The sequence below is a fragment of the Actinacidiphila sp. DG2A-62 genome, assembly GCF_035825295.1.
Taxonomy (GTDB): Bacteria; Actinomycetota; Actinomycetes; order Streptomycetales; family Streptomycetaceae; genus Actinacidiphila.
Window position 1 is genome coordinate 4,424,954 of the sequence record NZ_JAYMGI010000002.1, and the last position, 20,384, is coordinate 4,445,337.

The following is a 20,384-nucleotide window of genomic DNA, read 5'->3' on the forward strand; positions in this document are numbered from 1 at the left end:
ACGAGTACCGACGAGTGACGACAAGGGACGGGCGAACGCGCGTGGGCGAGGCGGCACAGGCACCCGGCACACCTCCGTCCGCCCGCCGCCGGAGGCCCAGGGCCGCCGCGCTGCTCGCCGGCGCCACGGTGCTCGCCGGGCTGCTGCAGGGCGTCCAGGCGACCGGCTCGCAGGCGCGGGAACCCGACCGGGCGGACCCGCCCGCGGCGGCCCGGACGGCCCCGCAGAGCGCCTCGCGAACCCTGTCCGCGACAGCGTCCACCGCGACCTCGGCGACGGCGTCCACCGCGGCGTCCGCCACCGCCTCTGCGGCGTCCGCCACCGCCTCTGCGGCGTCCGCCACCGCCTCTGCGGCGTCCACCACCGCCTCCGCGGCCTCCTTCACCACCGCGGCGCCCACCGGCTCGCACACCGCCACGGTCTACCTCGACTCCGTCACCCCGCGGGTCCCGACCAAGGACGACTCGGTGACCGTCTCCGGCACCCTGGTGAACAACTCCAAGGTGACGATCACCCATGCGCACATGGCCCTGATGGTCGGCCCGCAGGGTCCGCTGACCAGCCGCAGCGCGATGAAGGCCGCCGTCTCCCGCAGCGGCTACGTCAGCGCCAAGGACGGCGACGAGATCGCCGACCACGTCGCGGAGCTGGCCGACGTCCCGGCCGGCGCCGGCGCCTCCTTCAGCCTCAAGGTCCCGGTCAGCGCGCTCGACCTCGGCTCCACCGGCGTCTACCAGCTCGGCGTCGTGCTGGAGGGCCGCACCTCGGTCGAGCCCTGGCAGCACGCGCTGGGCATCAAGCGCACGTTCCTGCCCTGGTACGCCGACGGGGAGAGCGCCAAGCCGACCCGCATCACTTACCTGTGGCCGCTCACCGACCGGCCGCACATCGCCGCCCGCGGCGACATCGACTCCCAGCAGAACCCGATCTTCCTCGACGACGACCTGGCCACAGAGCTGGCGCCCGGGGCCGGCTCCAGGTGATGGTGGACCTCGCCAAGAACCTCCCGGTCACCTGGGTCGTCGACCCCGACCTGCTGGCCACCGTCGAGGCGATGACCAAGGGCTACCGGGTCGCCGGTCCCGGCGGGGACGTCACCCACAGCACCCCGGGCACCGGCGCGGCGCTGGCCACCCAGTGGCTGAACGCCCTCAGAGGCGCGGTCACCGGCGACGAGGTGATCGCCCTGCCCTTCGGCGACACCGACCTCGCCTCGCTGGCCCACAACGGCCTGCACGTGCCCGGCAGCGTCGCCGGACTGAAGACCGCGACCCAGCTGGGCCAGGTCACGGTCGGCACCATCCTCGGCATCAAGCCGACCTCCGGCGTCGGCTGGCCGGTGGACGGCGCGATCGACCCGTCGATCGTGGCGGCGGCCAAGGCCGGCGGCGACGACCGGATCATCGCGCGCAGCGACCACTTCCCCGAGAACACGCTGGAGTACACGCCGACCGCCGCCCGGCCGGTGAGCGGCATGACCGCGGTGGTCGCGGACTCCTCGCTGTCCACCGCGTTCAGCGGCGACATGCTGAACGCGCAGGCCTCCGACCAGGCGGTCCAGAGCTTCGTCGCGCAGACCCTGCTGATCACCATGCAGGCGCCGGAGAAACAGCGGACCCTCCTCGTCGCGCCGCAGCGCCGGCCCACCGTCTCCCAGGCGCAGGCGATGGCAGAGGCCATCCGCACGGTGGACGACGACGGCAGCCGCTGGTCGCAGACCGTGGACTTCGGCACCGCGGCCTCGGCGCACGCCGACTCCCGGGTCTCCCACCGGGTGCCGGCCGCGGCCTCCTACCCCAAGGCACTGCGCGCACGGGAGCTGCCCGCCTCCGCCTTCCGGCAGCTGCGCACCGACCAGGACCGGGTCAACGAGTTCGTGGTGATCCTCACCATCAAGGACCGGGTGAGCGTGCCGTTCCGCAACGCCGAGATGCGGGCGATGTCCACCGGCTGGCGCCCCGACCCCTCCGGCGGCTCGTCCCCGGGCGGCGGACCGGACGCCAAGAGCTACCTGGACGCGATCGGCGTCTACTTCACCGACCTGATCAACGCCGTCCACATCATCGACAAGAAGACCGCGCTGACCCTGTCGGGCCGCAGCGGCACGATTCCGGTCACGGTGAAGAACGAGCTGAGCCAGCCCATCACCGGGCTGGTGCTGCGGCTCACCTCCAGCACCAACATCCGGCTGGAGATCAAGAACCCCGACCAGCCGATCAGCATCGACGGCGGCCACACCCGTACCCTGAAGTTCCAGACCAAGGCCAGCGCCAACGGCGCCGTCTGGGTCAACGCCGCGCTCTACGGCCCCGACGGCAGGATCTACGGCAGCAGCGGCATCCAGTTCGAGATCAAGGTCACCAAGGTGACCGACCTGGTGATGCTGATCATCGCGGGCGGTCTCCTGCTGCTGGTGCTCGCGGGCGTACGGATCTACCGTCAACGTAAGCGCCAGGCCGCTTCGGACGGCGGCGGGGACGACGGCGCCGGCGGCGGAGAGGGCAGCGACACGGAAGAAGAGGACGGCGGGGACCCCGGGCACCCGGGTGACCCTGTGGCTGACACCGGCCAGGAAAGTCCGGAGCCGTCCCCGGCAGGTGAGAAGGTGGACGGATAGCCGGCGGACAATAAGGTGGGGCACTGATGAACGCGCCGTATGACGGTGATCGCGACTCTGCGGGCCAGGTGCCTCCCACGCCCGAGCAGCGTCCCACGCCACCCGACCCGTACCTGCAGAACACCTACGCCTACGACCCGTACCAGCAGCAGGACCCGGCGGCGCAGGACCCGGTGGGCGAGGCGCTGTACGACCGCGCCGCGCACCCGCCGCCCCCGCCGTCACCGGACGGGGGCAGGCACTGGCAGCAGGGGGCGTACCCGCAGACGCCGTACGGCGACGATCCGTCGACCCGCTACGTCGGCGTGGACGGACTGGTCGGTCAGGCTCGCCCGGAGGACCCGCAGTACGACGCGTATGAGCACCTCTTCCGCGACCAGCGGCAGCCGGGCGGCGGTCCGCAGGACCCGGGGCAGTACCCCGAGCAGCACTACCAGCCGCCGCCCCCGCAGCAGTACGCCGACCCGCAGCAGCAGTACGCCGATCCGCAGCAGTACCAGGCAGCGCAGCAGCAGACGCCGCAGGCGCCGTACGGACAGCAGCAGTACGACCAGCCGCGGCAGCAGGACCCGCGGCAGGGGTACTTCCAGCAGCCGCAGCAGGACTATGCCGCCTACCCGCAGTACCAGGGCTGGGGGCAGACCTACCAGGCGTGGGACAACACCGGCACCGGCTTCTCCGAGCCGGTCTACGGCGAGCCCGCGTACGGCCCGCCGGTGTACTACCAGGGCGGCCAGTACCTCGGCCCCGACTACGGGCAGGAGCAGGGCGGCCGGCAGCAGTACGCCGAGCCCGGCTACGCCGATCCGCGGCCCGGCGCGTACCAGCAGCCGCCCGGCGGCCCGGACGAGGGGCTCGACGCGGGTCCGGCGACCGGCACGATGCCGCCGGTGCCACAGGACGGCACCGGGCAGATGCCCGCCGTCCAGCAGGCGCCCGCCGGGCGGGCCGGCGGCATCCTGAAGTCCAGCGCGCTGATGGCCGCCGGCACCCTGGTTTCACGTGTGACCGGCTTCGTCCGCACCCTGGTGATCGCCGCGGCGATCGGCGTCGCCACCCTCGGCGACTCCTACGCCGTCGCCAACACCCTGCCGACGATGATCTACATCCTCACCATCGGCGGCGGTCTGAACTCGGTCTTCGTGCCGCAGCTCGTGCGCGCGATGAAGGACGACGACGACGGCGGCCAGGCGTACGCCAACCGGCTGCTGACCGTCGTGATGGTGGTGCTCGGCGGCATCGTCGCGATCACGGTGGTCGGCGCGCCGCTGCTGATCCGGCTGATGTCCGCGAAGATCGCGGCCAATCCCGACACCTACGACGTGGCCATCGCCTTCGCCCGCTACTGCCTGCCGACCATCTTCTTCATGGGCGTGCACGTGGTGATGGGCCAGGTGCTCAACGCGCGCGGCCGGTTCGGCGCGATGATGTGGACCCCGGTCCTGAACAACGTCGTGGTGATCTTCACCTTCCTGATGTTCATCTGGGTCTACGGCCCCTACAGCACCACCCGGATGGACGCGACGACCATCACGCCCGAGGGCACCCGGCTGCTGGGCATCGGCACGCTGCTCGGCCTGGTCGTCCAGTCGCTGGCGATGCTGCCCTACCTGCGGGACGCGGGCTTCAGGTTCCGGCCGCGGTTCGACTGGCGCGGCCACGGCCTGGGCAAGGCCGCCAAGCTCGCCAAGTGGACGTTCTTCTTCGTGCTGGCCAACCAGGCGGGTCTGATCGTGGTCACCCAGCTGGCCACCTGGGCGGGCGCCGACGCCGACAAGAGCGGCTACCAGGGCACCGGCATCACCGCGTACAACAACGCCCTGCTGATCTGGCAGATGCCACAGGCCATCATCACCGTCTCGGTGATGGCGGCGGTGCTGCCGCGGATCTCGCGGGCGGCCGCCGACGGCGACATCACCGCCGTCCGCGACGACATCTCCTACGGGCTGCGCACCTCGGCGGTGGCGATCGTGCCGGCCGCCTTCGCCTTCCTGGCGCTCGGCGTGCCGATGTGCGCGCTGCTGTACGCCAGCACGGGCGCGGAGTCGGCGCGCAACATCGGCTTCATCCTGATGGCCTTCGGCGTCGGCCTGATCCCGTTCTCCGCCCAGTACGTCATCCTGCGCGGCTTCTACGCCTTCGAGGACACCCGGACGCCCTTCTACAACACGGTGGTCGTCGCGGTCGTCAACGCGGCGGCCTCGGCGCTGTGCTTCCTCACCCTGCCGGCCCGCTGGGCCGTGGTCGGCATGGCCTTCTCCTACGGGCTGGCCTACGCGGTGGGCGTGCGGGTGGCGGCGAAGCGGCTGCGCGGGCGGCTGCGCGGCGATCTGGACGGCCGCCGGGTGCTGCGGACCTACGCCCGTCTGGCGGGCGCCTGCGTCCCCGCCTCGATCGTCGCCGGCATCGCGGTCTACGTGATCACCCACTCGCTCGGCAGCGGCCCGGTGGGCGCGCTGGCCGCCCTGGTGGTCGGCGGCGTGCTGCTGCTCGGCCTGTTCGTGGCCGCGGCCAAGCGAATGAGGATCGAGGAGATGACCGCGATGATGGGCATGGTCAGGGGCCGGCTCGGCCGCTGAGGGGCAGGCGCGGCCTTCCCGGGCGCGTGCCGCGCAACCTTCACGCCCCACCGTGTGTCGTGCATAGAGCAGGAGTGCGGGCACAATTGTCTTCGGCGTCTTCGGTGCCTTCGGTGCCTTCGGGTTGATGTGGGATCGCGCAATGGATGGGGAGGCAGGAACGACGGTGGCGGATCGGAGCACGGCCGCCGTCGGAGTGGCCAACGAGGGCGGCGAGGGGTCGCCCGCCGTCCAGCAGGGCGGCGCCACATCCGACGGCGGGACGACGGACGACCAGACCAGCGGCAGCGGACCCGTCGGCGCGGGGGACGGTCAGGAGGACAAGCCCCAGGACAGGCCCGAGGGTGCGCGCGAGGACGAAGGCGCCGGGAGCGACACGGACGACGAGGCCGGGACGCCCGAGAAGGCAGGCGAGCCCGAGAAGACCGGGACGGCCGAGAAGACCGGGAGTGGCACGGGCGGGAGCGGGAAGGCGACGCCGGGAGATCCGGAGGCCACCGAGCCCATGGCGTCCCTGGACGCCTTCGACACGCTGGAGGAGCCCGCCGTCACCGCGAAGCCCGCCGTCGACGAGAAGCCCGGCACCGCCACGAAGCCCGGCACCGCCGCCAAGCCCGGCAGCGCCACGAAGCCCGGCGCCACCGAGAAGCCCGCGGCTGCGGCCAAGGCGGCGGTGCGGGAGCTGCACAGCGGTCACAAGCTCGCGCGCCGCTACCAGTTGGAGGAGTGCGTCACCCGCGTCGACGGCTTCAGCAGCTGGCGCGCGGTGGACGAGAAGCTGCGCCGGGCGGTGGGCATCCACATCCTGCCCGCCGACCACGAGCGCTCCCGTGCCGTGCTGGCCGCCGCCCGCTCCGCCGCGCTGCTCGGCGATCCCCGCTTCGTCCAGGTCCTCGACGCCGTCGAGGAGAACGACCTGGTCTACGTCATCCACGAGTGGCTGCCCGACGCGGTCTCGCTGGCCGACCTGCTGGCCGCCGGGCCGCTGGAGCCGCACGAGGCGTACCAGATGGTCAGCCAGGTCTCCCAGGGCATGTCCGCGGCGCACCGCGAGGGCCTGGCGCACCTGCGGCTCGACCCCGGGGCCGTGCTGCGCACCGTCTCCGGGCAGTACCGCATCCGCGGCCTCGCGGTCGCCGCCGCGCTGCGCGGCCTCAGCTCGGAGCGCCCGCAGCGCCAGGACACCGAGGCGATCGGTGCGCTGCTCTACGCCTCCCTCACCCAGCGCTGGCCGTACGAGGAGGACGCGCACGGTCTCACCGGGCTGCCCAAGGGCGTCGGTCTGGTCGCCCCCGACCAGGTCCGCGCGGGCGTGCACCGGGGTCTGTCCGAGGTCGCCATCCGCGCCCTGGTGAACGACGGCGCGACGGCCTCCCGCGAGGAGCCGCCGTGCACCACGCCGGAGGAGCTCGCCAAGGCGGTCGCCGCGGTGCCGCGCATCCGGCCGCCGGAGCAGGCGCCGCCGGTCTACCAGCCCACCGCGTTCCAGCCGCCCCCGCCGCAGCCCCGGGGCGCCACCCGCGCCCCCGCCCCGGTGCCGGCGCCGCCGCCCGCCCTGCCCGGCCGCACCGGGCGCGCGCTGAAGTGGGCGGTGTCCGCCCTGGTGATCGTCGCCATCGGGCTGGGCAGCTGGCAGCTCGCGGACGCGCTGAAGTCCCGCGAGGACCAGTCGACCAAGACCCCGCCGACCACGGGACAGAAGGCCGGGGGGAACCCGACGCAGTCGGCCGCTCCCCAGCCGATCACCATCGCGGACGCCAAGGAGTTCTCCCTCGACGGCGCCTTCCAGAACTCCGACAACGTCGGGACCACCTACGACAAGGACCCCTCCACCTACTGGCGGACGAAGTCGTACCACGGAGGACCGACGCTGGCGCCGTACAAGCCGGGTGTCGGTGTGGTCTACGACCTCGGCTCGCGGCAGACGGTCCGCTCCGCCGAGCTGGACGTCCTCTACCCGGGCGACCACACCTCGGTCACCCTGTACGCGGCGTCGTCGTTCTCCACCTCGACCCCGCTGTCGCAGATGACGAAGCTCGGGAGCGCCGAGAGCACCAGCAACACGATCAGGATCTCGGTCAAGGCGCCGCAGGCGACCCGCTACGTCGTCGTCTGGTTCACCGCCCTCCCGCACTCGGACGCGGACCAGTACTCCGACGCGGGGTACAAGCAGGGGCTCGAAGAGGTCTCCTTCGCCGGCTGAGCCCGGTCCCGGTACGCGTGCCTCAATGGGGGCCGGGTCCCGCCCGGCCCCCCACGCACGTCCCGCCCCCGTCCTGGGGAGCCGGTTCCTTGCGGTGCGGACCTTCGTTGTGGCGCCATCACCGCGGGGATAGCATGTGGGCGCGATTGGGGCCCGACACGTTCGCCCAGCGTGCACGGAACCGGGGAGCCGGCCTTGGAGGAGAACCCGCTCGGCGGCGTAGCCGACGCCGAGCTGCTCGCGCGGCATGTCGCGGGCGATCCGGACGCCTTCGGGGAACTGGTCAGGCGGCACCGGGACCGGCTGTGGGCCGTGGCCCTGCGCACACTCGGGGACCGCGAGGAGGCGGCGGACGCCGTGCAGGACGCTCTGGTGTCGGCGTTCCGGGCCGCCCACACCTTCCGCGGTCAGTCGGCCGTGACCACCTGGCTGCACCGGATCACCGTGAACGCCTGCCTCGACCGGGCCCGCAGGGCCGCCTCCCGGCGGACCGCCCCGGTCGCCGACGAGGAGAACTTCGAGGCTCTGATGGAGCCGCACGAGTCGGCGGAGGCGCCGGCCGAGCGGGGGAGCTGCACCGGGAGCTGCTGGCGGCGCTCGCCACGCTGCCGCCCGAGCAGCGGGCCGCGCTGGTGCTGGTCGACATGCAGGGTTATCCGGTGGCGGAGGCGGCCGAGGTGCTGGACGTCCCCGCCGGCACGGTGAAGAGCAGGTGTGCCCGCGGCCGGGCGCGGTTGCTGCCGCTCCTCGCCCATCTGCGACGGGACGCCACCCCGCCCGCGGCCGATCCGGTCGCCCGCCGAACCGGGGACGGACCCGCGCCGGCGGAGAACGGTGATCCCGCGCGGGGAAGGAACCGGACGGAGGGGACATCCGTCCCAGAGACGGGATCGGATCAGAGCGGAGGTGCACACCGATGACGTCGACCACGGGCCAGGGCCCGCACCCCGAGGTCTCGGAGCTCTCCGACTGGTCCGAGGGCCTGCTGCCGGCCGAGCGCGAGGCGGTCGTCCGCGCGCACGTGGACGGCTGCGGACTGTGTGCGGACGTCGTGGTCTCCCTGGAGGAGCTCCGGGGGCTGCTGGGCACGCTTCCGTCGGAGCCCATGCCGGCTGATGTCGCCGCGCGGATCGACGCGGCGCTCGCCGCGGAGACGGTCCTCGACGCGAGCGGCGACCGAGCGCCGGCGGCGGCGTCGGAGACCGCCCCCGAGTCGACGCTCGCGCATGTTCCACGTGAAACATCGACCGGCGCCGGCACCGGCGCTCCCGGCGGACGGCCGGCCGCGCCGACCGCGCGGACCGCGCCGACCGGGCCGACCGGGCCGACCGGGGCGGCCGGGCCCGGGCGCACGGGCTCGACGCGCAGCGGTCACGGCGGCCGGGGGGCACGCCGCCGCCGGGCCCTGCTCACCGGCGGGTACGCGGCGGCCGTCCTGGCGCTGGGCGGAGTCGTCTACGGCATCGTCGAGGCCGGGGGGTCGTCGTCGAACGGCGCGCAGACGGACAGCTCCACCGCCAAGACCCAGGCGGGAGCGAGCGCCGGTTCCGCCGACTCCGTCGCGTCCTCGGTACGGGCGCTGCTGGCTCAGCAGCCGGGTCAGGACGGCGCCGCCACCGACCGCGGCAACTCGCCGATGCTGAGCAAGACGCCGCATCCGGACGTGGCGCCGGCCGGCCCGACCGCCGTGCCGGCGTGCGTGCTGAGTGCCACGCACCGTGCCCAGCAGCCGATCGCCTCCGAGCGCGAGGTCTTCCAGGGCGTCGACGCGTACCTCCTCGTCCTGCCGCACCCGGCGGACAGCTCCCGGGTCGACGCCTTCGTGGTCAACGCCTCCTGCACGCCGGCCGCGCCGGGAACGGTTCTCTTCCGGAGCACCTACGCGCGGTGACCCGGCGCTCCGGCGCGCGTGCGTGAGCGGCTCGGCCCTCGGGGAATGCGGGACCCGTAGTATCCGTTAGGCAGGACGAGAGTCCAGCCAGGGCCCCCAAGCAGTTCGCAGAGACGAGGAAACCACCCGTGAGCGACGTCCGTAACGTGATCATCATCGGCTCGGGTCCCGCGGGATACACCGCGGCGCTCTACACGGCACGTGCCTCTCTCAAGCCTCTGGTGTTCGAAGGCTCCGTGACCGCGGGCGGCGCCCTGATGAACACCACCGACGTGGAGAACTTCCCGGGCTTCCGCGACGGCATCATGGGCCCGGACCTCATGGACAACATGCGGGCCCAGGCCGAGCGGTTCGGCGCCGAGCTCATCCCGGACGACATCGTCGCGGTGGACCTGACCGGGGACATCAAGACCGTCACCGACTCCGCCGGCACCGTGCACAAGGCGAAGGCCGTCATCGTCACCACGGGCTCCCAGCACCGCAAGCTCAACCTGCCCAACGAGGACCAGCTCTCCGGTCGCGGCGTCTCGTGGTGTGCCACGTGTGACGGCTTCTTCTTCCGGGAGCACGACATCGCCGTGATCGGCGGCGGCGACACCGCGATGGAGGAGGCGACGTTCCTCTCGCGGTTCGCCAAGTCGGTGACGATCGTGCACCGCAGGGACACCCTCCGCGCGTCCAAGGCGATGCAGGAGCGGGCCTTCGCCAACCCGAAGATCTCCTTCGTCTGGGACAGCGAGGTCGCCGAGATCCACGGCGACGGCAAGCTCTCCGGTCTGACGCTGCGCAACACCAAGACCGGTGAGACCTCCGAGCTGCCCGTCACCGGCCTGTTCATCGCGATCGGCCACGACCCGAGGACCGAGCTGTTCAAGGGCGTGCTCGACCTGGACGCCGAGGGCTACCTCGTCGTGCAGTCGCCGACCACCCGGACCAACATCCCCGGCGTCTTCGCCGCGGGAGACGTCGTGGACCACACCTACCGGCAGGCGATCACCGCGGCCGGCACCGGGTGCGCCGCCGCGCTGGACACCGAGCACTACCTGGCGGCGCTGTCCGACACCGAGAAGACCGCCTGACCGCCCTTCCAGACTTTCCGTCCCCACCACCGAGTCAGCCCGTTTCGAGATCCGAGGAGAGTGCAGTGGCCGGCAACACCAAGCCCGTGACCGACGCGACGTTCGCCGAGGAGGTGCTCGCCAGCGACAAGCCCGTGCTGGTGGACTTCTGGGCCGAATGGTGCGGCCCGTGCCGCCAGATCGCCCCGTCCCTTGAGGCGATCGCCGCGGAGCACGCCGACGACATCACCATCGTCAAGCTGAACATCGACGAGAACCCCGTCACCGCCGCCAAGTACGGCGTGATGTCCATCCCGACGATGAACGTCTACAAGGGCGGCGAGGTCGTGAAGACCATCGTCGGCGCCAAGCCGAAGGCCGCCCTGGAGCGTGACCTCGCCGACTTCATCGGCTGACGATCCCGCTCGACGGGTCGTCCGCGCAAGTCATCGGCACGAGTCGTCCGCAGTACCCGCAGTACCCGCAGTACCCGCAACGGCGAAGGGCGGGCGATGTTCCACGTGGAACATCGCCCGCCCTTCGCCGTTGTCACAGCGGGCGCAGCGCGGGTTCCTTCTGCACCGCGCCGAGCAGCCGGTCGATCGCCATCTCCACGTCTTCCTTCCAGGAGATGGTCGACCGCAGCTCCAGCCGCAGCCGGGGGTAGCGGGGATGCTGGCGGACCGTCTTGAAGCCCACCGCGGTCAAATGGTCGGCGGGCAGCACACACGAGGGCGTGGACCACTTGGCGTCCCCGAACGCCTCGATCGCCTTGAAGCCCCGCCGCACCAGATCCTTGGCGACGGTCTGCACCAGCACCCGGCCGAGCCCCTGCCCCTGGTAGCCGGGGAGCACCCGGGAGGTCATCAGCTGGACGGCGTCAGGGGAGACCGGGCTCGTCGGGAAGGCCAGGGAGCGCGGCACATAGGCCGCGGGGGCGTAGAGCACGAAGCCGGCCGGCACCTCGTCCACATAGACCACCCGGCCGCACGATCCCCACTCCAGGAGCGCCGCGGAGATCCAGGACTCCTTCTCCAGCTCGGGCTTGCCGGCCTGGACCGCCGCTTCACCGCTGACCGGGTCCAGCTCCCAGAAGACGCACCGCCGGCACGGCTTCGGGAGATCCGGAAGATTGTCGAGGGTGAGCGGTACGAGCCGACGTCCCATCGAGCCGAGACCCCATCTCTGTCGCGATCCGAACAGCCCTCGGGCACCCCGGCGATCGCACCGGGGTGCCGTCTGTCACTCGGCCTCGTCCTCGGACTCGTCGTCGTCTTCGAGCCGGCTTTCGAGGACTCGCCCTTCACCGGGGGCCATCGCTCCCAGGATGCGCTCCAGATCCTCTATCGAGGCGAATTCCACGACGATCTTTCCCCGCTTTTGGCCAAGGTCGACCTTCACACGGGTCTCGAAGCGGTCGGACAGCCGGGTGGCGAGGTTGGTGAGCGCCGGCGACACCCGGCGGCCGGCGCGGGGAGCGGCGGTCTTGCGTGCGGGCTGCGGGTTGCTGTTCATCAGCGTCACGATCTCTTCGACCGCGCGCACCGACAGACCCTCGGCGACGATCCGGTGGGCCAGCTTGTCCTGATCCTCCGCCTCCTCCAGAGCGAGCAGGGCCCGTGCGTGTCCGAAGGACAGCACACCCGCCGCGACTCGGCGCTGCACCGGAGCGGACAGCTTCAGCAGCCGCAGCGTGTTGGACACCTGGGAGCGGGAGCGGCCGATCCGGTCGGCGAGCTGCTCGTGGGTGCAGGCGAAGTCCCGCAGCAGCTGGTCGTAGGCGGCGGCCTCCTCCAGCGGGTTCAGCTGGGCGCGGTGCAGGTTCTCCAGGAGGGCGTCCAGGAGCAGCTTCTCGTCGTCCGTGGCACGGACGATCGCGGGAATCCGCTCCAGGCCGGCCTCCCGGCAGGCACGCCAGCGCCGCTCGCCCATGATCAGCTCATAGCGGTCACCGCCGATCTGGCGGACGACCACCGGCTGGAGCAGACCCACCTCCTTGATGGAGACGATCAGCTCGTTGAGGGCGTCCTCGTCGAAGACCTCACGGGGCTGGCGCGGGTTCGGCGTGATCACGTCGAGCGGCAGCTCGGCGAAATAGGCTCCGCTGACCGGGGCCCTGACGGCGGAGACGTCCGGCTCTGTTTCACGTGAAACAGGGATGTCCACCACCGGCGCGGAGGGCTCGGCGGCTTTGCGCTCGGTCAGACCGGCCACCTTGGCCGCGGCGACACCGCGTTCCGAGGGGAGCACCGGGCCGGTCGCCGTGGAGGCGCCCGCCGACGGCGGTCCGGCAGGGATCAGCGCGCCGAGACCACGGCCGAGCCCTCTGCGTCGATCACTCACTGGTTCCCCTCCGACATGCTGTGCTGGTTGTGCGCGTGCTGCTGTTGCTGGTCGTCCTGCGCGGGGTCGAACTGCGGGTCGTACTCGACCGCCACCTGACTCGGCAGACCGCGCAGGGCCATCTCCCGGGCCGCCTCCAGATAGGACAGGGCGCCACTGGAACCGGGGTCGTAGGTGAGCACGGTCTGGCCGTAGCTCGGAGCCTCCGAGATGCGGACCGACCGCGGGATGCTGGTCCGCAGCACCTCCTTCCCGAAGTGCGTCCTGACCTCCTCGGCGACCTGCGACGCGAGCCGGGTACGGCCGTCGTACATCGTCAGCAGGATGGTGGAGACGTGGAGCTTGGGGTTGAGGTGTGCGCGGACCAGGTCGACGTTCTTCAGGAGCTGGCCCAGGCCCTCCAGCGCGTAGTACTCGCACTGGATGGGGATGACCACCTCGGCGCCGGCGACCAGGGCATTGACGGTGAGCAGGCCGAGGGAGGGCGGGCAGTCGATGAGGATGTAGTCCAGCGGCTGCTCATAGGACTCGATGGCCCTCTGCAGCCGGCTCTCCCGGGCGACCAGGGACACCAGCTCGATCTCGGCGCCGGCCAGGTCGATGGTGGCGGGCGCGCAGAACAGGCCCTCCACATCGGCGACCGGCTGGACCACGTCCGAGAGCGGCTTGCTCTCCACCAGGACGTCGTAGATGGACGGGACCTCGGAGTGGTGGTCGATCCCCAGCGCCGTGGACGCGTTGCCCTGTGGGTCGAGGTCGATCACCAGCACCCGGCCGCCGTGCAGCGCCAGCGACGCCGCCAGGTTCACGGTCGTGGTCGTCTTCCCCACGCCGCCCTTCTGGTTGGCGACCACCATCACCCGTGTCTGCGCAGGCCGGGGCAGCCCCTCACCCGCACGTCCCAGCGCTTCGACGGCCAACTGGGCAGCGCGACCGATGGGGGTGTCGTCCATGGGTGGCAATGTTTCACGTGGAACATCGCCACCGAACCCCGGGGGCCCGGACAGGGGTCCCCCGGCTGAATCAGCGGATCGGGGACCGGGGACCGGATCGGCCATCGGCCCCGCGATGTTGGCGTCGGACCGCAAGGACTCACTCTCCTCGACTTCAGGCTCGCTATGAGAAGAGCCTGCCATGTCCGAGGGGTGCTGAACCAGCGAGCCCGGCCCACCTGTGGATAAATCGCGGGAATCGTGAGAACGGGAACCGGAACCGGTCGGCTTGGTGGATTTGTTGGCCCGCGCCTCGGCCGCGGCGCGACCTCGGCTGAGGACTCCGGGAAGCAGCGAGCGACGTTTCACGTGGAACACGATGCACAGCGCCGCACCACTATGTCCGGAGACACTCCGAAATGCGCATATCGGGCCATGGGGATGGCGTAGAGGTCGTCCACGGACCGGATCACCGGCCGACGCGTCGTCAGCGACGCCTGCGACCACCGTTGTTGTGCCTGGCGGCGCGGTCCGCCCGCGCGGCCTTGGCCCGGCGGGTGGCGGCCCGGACACCGCCGGGGCTCTCGCCGACCAGCACCCGCACCACGGTCGACATCGGTTCCACCACGCCCTCGCCGACATGGACCACCGTGGCGTCGACCGCGCCGAGCCTGCCCAGCGCAGCTCGCGCGCCCCTCAGCTCGTCCTCCGCGGTGTCCCCCTTCAGCACGGCCATCTCGCCGTGCGGCCGCAGCAGCGGCAGCCCCCAGCCGGCCAGCCGCTCCAGCGGCGCCACCGCGCGCGCGGTCACCACGTCGACCGGGGCCAGCTTCCCCAGTACCTCCTCGGCGCGCCCCCGCACCACCGTGACGTTGGACAGCCCCAGCAGACGTACCACCTCCTCCAGGAAGGTGGTACGACGCAGCAGCGGTTCCAGCAGGGTGATCTCCAGATCCGGACGTGCCAGCGCCAGCGGGATGCCGGGCAGCCCGGCCCCCGAGCCGACGTCGCACACCGAGACCTCGCGGTCGATCACCTCGGAGAGCACCGCGCAGTTCAGCAGGTGCCGCTCCCACAGCCGGGGCACCTCGCGCGGACCGATCAGCCCGCGCTGCACCCCGGCGTCGGCGAGCAGCTCGGCGTAGCGCACCACGTCGGCGAACCGGTCGCCGAAGACGGCGGCCGCCTGCGGGGGCGGCGCCGGAAGCTCCGCTGCTGCCTCGGTCACGGGGGGCGTCCTCTCTCCGGCGCCTTCTCCGGCGTTCCGGCGGTCTTGCGGGCTGGGGCTCTGCAAGGCTCGGCCCCGTCTGCGTACAGACGGGGCCGACACGTGATCGGGCCGGCGGCCCGCTCGACCGGTCAGGCCGGGAGGACGACCACCCGGCGCTGGGGCTCCTCGCCCTCGGACTCGCTGGTCAGTCCGGCGGCGGCGACCGCGTCGTGCACGACCTTCCGCTCGAACGGCGTCATCGGGTCCAGCTTCACCGGCAGGCCGGTCTCCTTGGCCTCGGCCGCTGCCTCGGCGCCGAGCTTGGCCAGCTCGGCCCGCTTGCGGGCACGGAACCCCGCGATGTCCAGCATGAGCCGGCTGCGCTCACCGGTCTCCCGGTGCACTGCCAGCCGGGTCAGCTCCTGAAGCGCCTCCAGCACCTCACCGTCCCGGCCGACCAGCTTGTTCAGGTCGCGGCTCGCGGAGTCGCCGATGATCGAGACGGACGCGCGCTCGCCCTCGACGTCCATGTCGATGTCCCCGTCGAGGTCGGCGATGTCGAGCAGACCCTCCAGGTAGTCCGCGGCGATCTCGCCCTCCTGCTCCAGCCGGGTCAGCGTCGCGGGCGTACCGCTGTCGGATGCCGTGCCGGTGTTGACGTCGCTCACGCCAGGACTCTCCTCTTACTTCTTCTTCGACAGGTTGGTCGGCTTGCCCTTGCCGCCGGCCTTGGGAGCGCCCGCCTTGCCGGCCCTCGGCGCACCGGCCCGGGGAGCGCCGGACGCCTTGGAAGCGCCGGACGCCTTGGAGGCACCGGACGCCTTGGAGGCACCGGACGCCTTGGGGGCGCCACCGGACCGCTGCTGCGCACCCGAAGCGCCGGAGCCGGCCGCCGCGCCGGCACCCGCCGCCGCGCCGCCACCGGAGCGCTGGGACTTGGTCTGCCGCTTGGGCTGGGTGCGGTTGGCGCGGGCTGCCTCGACGGCCTCGCGGGCCTTGACCTCCTCGACCGGCTCGACCAGCTTGCCCTTGGCCCGCAGCCGCTCCTGCCGCTGCTTGAACGCCAGGCTGCCGGGGGTCGGGTTGCGCCGGATGACCACCATCTGCTGGGCCATCGTCCACACGTTGGTGGTCAGCCAGTAGACCAGCACGCCGACCGGGGCGAAGATGCCGAAGACCGCGAAGATCACCGGGAACACGTACATCAGCATCTTCTGCTGCTGCATGAACGGCGTGTTCACGGACATGTCCACGTTCTTCGTCATCAGCTGGCGCTGGGTGTAGAACTGCGACGCGGACATCAGGACGATCATGATGATCGTGACGATGCGGACCTCGGTGTGGGTGGTGCCGAGGTGGGCCAGGGTGGCCGAGCTGTCCATGAACTTCGCCGGCAGCGGGGCGCCGAAGATGTGCGCCGACTGCGCGCTCTGGACGAGGTTCTCGTGGATGACGCCGACCGGCTTGCCCTTCGCCACGTTGCTGAGCACGTGGTAGAGGGCGAAGAAGAAGGGCGACTGCACCAGGATCGGAAGGCACGAGGAGAGCGGGTTGGTACCCGTCTCCTTGTACAGCTTCATCATCTCTTCCGACTGCTTCTGGCGGTCGTTCTTGTAGCGCTCCTGGATCGCCTTCATCTTCGGCTGGAGCACCTGCATGTTCCGCGTCGACTTGATCTGCTTGACGAACAGCGGAATCAGCGCGGTCCGGATCAGGACCACCAGCGAGACGATGGACAGACCCCACGCCCAGCCGCTGTCCTTGTCGAAGATCAGGCCGTAGAAGGAGTGGAACTGGACGATGATCCACGAGACGGCGTCATAGATGGGGTTCAAGATCCCCACGGTCAGGCTCCTTGGGCGTGAGAGGGTCCGGTGGGCTCGGGCGTGACGGGCCCGTCGGAGCCGCCCCGCAGGTAGCGGCGCAGCAGTTCGTGCCATCGCGGTCGCTTGCGCGGCGGGACGTGGTCCACGCCGCCGGGCGACCAGGGGTTGCACCGCAGGATGCGCCACGCGGTCAGCGCGGTGCCCTTGATCGCTCCGTGCCGGTCGATGGCCGTGTACCCGTAGTGCGAGCACGAGGGGTAGTAACGGCAAACCTGACCGAGCAGCGGACTGATCGTCCACTGGTACAGCTTGATCAGTGCCAGCAGCGGGTATTTCATCGGGCCACCCTCCCCTCGGCGTCGCCATGGGTGTCACGGCCCAGCAGCCGTTGCAGTGCGGCGTCCAGGTCGAGGGCAAGCTGTGCATGGGCCGCGCTGCCCGCGCCGGGCAGCGCGCGTACTACCACAAGGCTACCGGGGGGCAGCAGCGACATGCGGTCCCGCATCAGATGACGCAGTCGGCGCTTGACCAGGTTGCGCTGGACCGAGCCGCCGACCGCCTTGCTCACGACGAAACCCGCACGCGCCGGGGGAGACGTACTCCCCCTGGCGCATGCGGGTCCGTGGCGTCGCGGCGCAGGTGGACGACCAGCAGCGGGCGGCCCGCTCGGCGTCCGCGGCGAACCGCCTCCGCGAAGTCCTGTCGCCGCCTCAGCCGATTCTCGGTGGGCAGCACGGCATGATCCGATGAAAGCCGGGGCGATCAGGCGGACAGACGGGCGCGGCCCTTGCTGCGACGGGTCGCGAGGATGGCGCGGCCGGCGCGGGTGCGCATACGCAGACGGAAGCCGTGGGTCTTCGCGCGGCGGCGGTTGTTCGGCTGGAAGGTGCGCTTGCTCACTCGGGGGCTCCAGAAAAGATCGGGTCCGGCGGGGTGCGTCGCCTGGCTGTCACCGTTGGCTGTCACCGTGCGCCCACGAGAAGCTCGCGGACCTGTCGGGTGTACCGCTTTGACGATCACCCGGAGCCTTCCGGACGATCTTCGCCCATCAGTAGGCAGGCGGCAGCAGCCATCGACAACTCGACCTCGATACGGTACGTGCGGCCGGGGCGTCCGGTCAAACCCGCTCCCGGCCGCCCCCGCGCGCGCTCCGCCATTTGTACACACCCTGTGGACAACGACTTGAACCGCGCCTCTCGCCGTGACTACCGTGGCTGGACTCCGTGCCGGTCCGCCGGCGGAGCCGCGTGACTGGAGGACCACACGTTCGCGGGAGTTCTCAGCACCGACAGACGACCGAGAGAGCGTGCAACCGTGGCCGACGTGACTGCCGATCTTGCCGCAGTGTGGCCGCGGGTCCTGCAGAAACTGCTGGTGGAGAGCGAGGATCTCAAGCCCAAGGACGCGGAGTGGCTCAAGCGCACCCAGCCGCTGGCCCTGGTGGCCGGCACCGCGGTGCTCTCGGCGCCCAACGAGTTCGCCAAGAGCGTCCTGGAGGGCCGGCTGCTGCCGCTGATCACCGATGTGCTCAGCCGTGAGTTCGGTCACTCGGTGGGCATCGCGATCGCCGTCGCCTCCGGCGGCGACCAGGAGCAGGCCCCGCCCCCGCCGTCCTCCGCCGCCTCCCCTTCGGCCCCCCTCTCCTCGGCGCCGGCCCCGCAGGAGCACCGGCTCGGCCCCGACCTGTCCGACGGCGCCCGCCAGGACCCCGATCCGGGCCCGCGGATGCGCCCGGCGTACCCCGACCACGGCGACCGCGACCGGATCGACCACGCCGAGCGGATCGACCACGCCGACCGCCCCGGTCAGGGCCGCCGCGCCGACCCGGAGGACTGGCAGCAGCCGCGCCTGGGCAACTGGGGCGCGCCGGAGCCCGGCGTCTACACCGGGCGCGAGCCGTACGACGCCCGCGACCGCGACGCCTACGACGACCGTCGCGAGCTGCGCTACCGCCCCGAGCCGGGCGACGGCGGCTACTCGTCCGTACCGCACCAGCAGGGACCGCGCCGGCCGGACCTGCCGTCGCACCAACAGGGACCCCAGCACGGCGGGCCGCAGCACAACGGCCACCAGGGCCCGGTCTACGGGTCCGGGCCGTCGGGCTACCAGCAGCTCGGTCCACAGCTGCCGGGCGCCCGGTCCGCCGAGCCGTCCCCGGGGATGCCGGGTCACCAGGCTCACCAGGACCATCGTGATCCGCGCGACCACCGCGACGCTCAGGACCACCGCGACCCGCGCGACGGCCGCCCCGGCGGTCCGGGGGTTCCCGGCGGGCCCGGCTCGTCCGGCGGCTCCGGCGGCTCCGGCGGCTCGACCGGCGCCGTCGAGCCGACCGCGCGGCTGAACCCCAAGTACCTCTTCGACACCTTCGTCATCGGCGCGTCCAACCGCTTCGCGCACGCGGCCGCGGTCGCCGTCGCCGAGGCGCCGGCCAAGGCGTACAACCCGCTGTTCATCTACGGCGAGTCGGGCCTGGGCAAGACGCACCTGCTGCACGCCATCGGGCACTACGCGCGCAGCCTCTACCCGGGCACCCGGGTGCGCTACGTCAGCTCGGAGGAGTTCACCAACGAGTTCATCAACTCCATCCGGGACGGCAAGGCGGACGCGTTCCGCAAGCGGTACCGGGACATGGACATCCTGCTCGTCGACGACATCCAGTTCCTGGCGCAGAAGGAGTCGACGCAGGAGGAGTTCTTCCACACCTTCAACACCCTGCACAACGCCAACAAGCAGATCGTGCTCTCCTCCGACCGGCCGCCCAAGCAGCTGATCACCCTGGAGGACCGGCTGCGCAACCGCTTCGAGTGGGGTCTGATCACCGACGTCCAGCCGCCCGAGCTGGAGACCCGGATCGCGATCCTGCGCAAGAAGGCGGTGCAGGAGCAGCTGAACGCGCCGCCGGAGGTGCTGGAGTTCATCGCGTCGCGGATCTCGCGCAACATCCGCGAGCTGGAGGGCGCGCTGATCCGCGTCACCGCGTTCGCCAGCCTCAACCGGCAGCCGGTCGACCTGCAGCTGACCGAGATCGTGCTCAAGGACCTGATCCCCGGCGGCGAGGACTCGGTGCCGGAGATCAGCGGCACCGCGATCATGGCGGAGACCGCCGCGTACTTCGGGCTGGCGGTGGACGACCTGTCCGGCTCCTCGCGCAGCCGGGTGCTGGTCACCGCGCGGCAGATCGCGATGTACCTGTGCCGCGAGCTGACGGACCTGTCGCTGCCCAAGATCGGCGCGCTCTTCGGCGGCCGGGACCACACCACGGTCATGCACGCCGACCGCAAGATCCGCTCGCTGATGGCCGAGCGCCGGTCCATCTACAACCAGGTCACCGAGCTGACCAACCGCATCAAGAGCTGAGCCCTCGACGCTCCTCCGCGCCCTCCCCGGCCCGCCGCGCCCCGTGCGCCGCGGGCCGGTGCCGTGTCCGGTGCCCTGTCCGGTGCACACCCGCCTGTTCGATTACCGCGCGCCGCCGTGCCGTTCTCCACAGGATCGCGGCGTTTTGCTCGTCCACACCCTGGGGACACCGAAGTTGTCCCGATTCCCTCCACAGGCGGGCCGCCGTGGCGGCTCCCGGCCCAGCTCAGCGGCCTGGGGATATGTGGGCAACCGTCGTCCACAGCTTGTGGACGGTTCGGAGGCCCTCGACCGGCCGTCCACAGGAACGAGTCGATCACCCACAGGATGACGGCAGTTGTGCACAGGCAGGGCCCACTTCTCCA

16 protein-coding genes and 2 pseudogenes are annotated in these 20,384 nt (G+C 71.6%); 9 read left to right on the plus strand and 9 right to left on the minus strand.

Translation table 11 applies throughout. From position 1 onward, the window contains the following. Positions 1-41 precede the first annotated feature (41 nt). The 8 genes and pseudogenes from VSR01_RS19775 to trxA all read left to right on the plus strand — a co-directional run bounded on the left by VSR01_RS19775 (position 42) and on the right by trxA (position 10,764). Complete coding sequence (locus tag VSR01_RS19775) at positions 42-983, plus strand: hypothetical protein (RefSeq protein WP_326450521.1); 942 nt, start codon at positions 42-44, stop codon at positions 981-983. Further along, positions 983-2,617: a DUF6049 family protein gene (locus tag VSR01_RS19780; protein ID WP_326450522.1), complete on the plus strand. Its 1,635-nt coding sequence runs from the start codon at positions 983-985 to the stop codon at positions 2,615-2,617. Before VSR01_RS19775 ends, VSR01_RS19780 begins: the two co-directional genes overlap by 1 nt. Positions 2,618-2,643: 26 nt before the next feature. Then, complete coding sequence (gene murJ, locus VSR01_RS19785; RefSeq protein WP_326450523.1) at positions 2,644-5,196, plus strand: murein biosynthesis integral membrane protein MurJ; 2,553 nt, start codon at positions 2,644-2,646, stop codon at positions 5,194-5,196. 505 nt (positions 5,197-5,701) lie between these two features. Further along, complete coding sequence (locus VSR01_RS19790) at positions 5,702-7,399, plus strand: protein kinase family protein (protein ID WP_442785689.1); 1,698 nt, start codon at positions 5,702-5,704, stop codon at positions 7,397-7,399. Positions 7,400-7,594: 195 nt separating this feature from the next. Continuing rightward, positions 7,595-8,319: pseudogene (sigM, locus tag VSR01_RS19795) on the plus strand (RNA polymerase sigma factor SigM). Further along, entirely contained in the window at positions 8,316-9,290 is a 975-nt protein-coding gene (locus VSR01_RS19800) for a hypothetical protein (RefSeq protein WP_326450525.1), read from the plus strand. Before sigM ends, VSR01_RS19800 begins: the two are co-directional and overlap by 4 nt. Positions 9,291-9,418: 128 nt before the next feature. Continuing rightward, positions 9,419-10,369, plus strand: coding sequence for a thioredoxin-disulfide reductase (gene trxB / locus VSR01_RS19805; RefSeq protein WP_326450526.1), 951 nt, complete (start codon positions 9,419-9,421; stop codon positions 10,367-10,369). Between the two features lie 65 nt (positions 10,370-10,434). After that, the gene (trxA, locus tag VSR01_RS19810) at positions 10,435-10,764 is read left to right on the plus strand and encodes a thioredoxin (RefSeq protein WP_326450527.1); all 330 of its coding nucleotides are present in this window, start codon (positions 10,435-10,437) and stop codon (positions 10,762-10,764) included. A gap of 133 nt (positions 10,765-10,897) precedes the next feature. On the opposite strand, the gene VSR01_RS19815 is transcribed toward trxA, so the two are convergent. The 9 genes and pseudogenes from VSR01_RS19815 to rpmH form a co-directional block, all read right to left on the minus strand. Next, a complete protein-coding gene (locus VSR01_RS19815) occupies positions 10,898-11,515 on the minus strand; it encodes a GNAT family N-acetyltransferase (protein ID WP_326450528.1) in 618 nt (205 codons plus the stop codon). Positions 11,516-11,590: 75 nt separating this feature from the next. Beyond that, positions 11,591-12,691 carry a ParB/RepB/Spo0J family partition protein gene (locus VSR01_RS19820; protein ID WP_326450529.1) on the minus strand — a complete coding sequence of 367 codons (1,101 nt, stop codon included), beginning with the start codon at positions 12,689-12,691 and terminating at the stop codon, positions 11,591-11,593. After that, complete coding sequence (locus VSR01_RS19825) at positions 12,688-13,827, minus strand: ParA family protein (RefSeq protein ID WP_326450530.1); 1,140 nt, start codon at positions 13,825-13,827, stop codon at positions 12,688-12,690. The genes VSR01_RS19820 and VSR01_RS19825 overlap by 4 nt, the downstream gene beginning before the upstream one ends. Positions 13,828-14,110: 283 nt before the next feature. After that, positions 14,111-14,851 (minus strand): 16S rRNA (guanine(527)-N(7))-methyltransferase RsmG, encoded by a 741-nt coding sequence (gene rsmG, locus VSR01_RS19830; protein WP_326450531.1) that lies wholly within the window; start codon positions 14,849-14,851, stop codon positions 14,111-14,113. A gap of 131 nt (positions 14,852-14,982) precedes the next feature. Further along, positions 14,983-15,501 (minus strand): Jag family protein, encoded by a 519-nt coding sequence (locus VSR01_RS19835; protein WP_326450532.1) that lies wholly within the window; start codon positions 15,499-15,501, stop codon positions 14,983-14,985. A gap of 15 nt (positions 15,502-15,516) precedes the next feature. Continuing rightward, positions 15,517-16,677 (minus strand): membrane protein insertase YidC, encoded by a 1,161-nt coding sequence (gene yidC / locus VSR01_RS19840; RefSeq protein ID WP_326450533.1) that lies wholly within the window; start codon positions 16,675-16,677, stop codon positions 15,517-15,519. Between the two features lie 2 nt (positions 16,678-16,679). After that, the gene (gene yidD / locus VSR01_RS19845; protein ID WP_326450534.1) at positions 16,680-16,997 is read right to left on the minus strand and encodes a membrane protein insertion efficiency factor YidD; all 318 of its coding nucleotides are present in this window, start codon (positions 16,995-16,997) and stop codon (positions 16,680-16,682) included. After that, positions 16,994-17,394: pseudogene (rnpA, locus tag VSR01_RS19850) on the minus strand (ribonuclease P protein component). The gene yidD and the pseudogene rnpA overlap by 4 nt, the downstream one beginning before the upstream one ends. A gap of 27 nt (positions 17,395-17,421) precedes the next feature. Continuing rightward, positions 17,422-17,559 (minus strand): 50S ribosomal protein L34, encoded by a 138-nt coding sequence (gene rpmH, locus VSR01_RS19855; RefSeq protein WP_003975051.1) that lies wholly within the window; start codon positions 17,557-17,559, stop codon positions 17,422-17,424. Between the two features lie 414 nt (positions 17,560-17,973). On the opposite strand from rpmH, the gene dnaA reads away from it, so the two are divergent. Next, positions 17,974-20,019 (plus strand): chromosomal replication initiator protein DnaA, encoded by a 2,046-nt coding sequence (gene dnaA, locus VSR01_RS19860; protein ID WP_326450535.1) that lies wholly within the window; start codon positions 17,974-17,976, stop codon positions 20,017-20,019. The last annotated feature ends 365 nt before the right edge of the window (positions 20,020-20,384 follow it).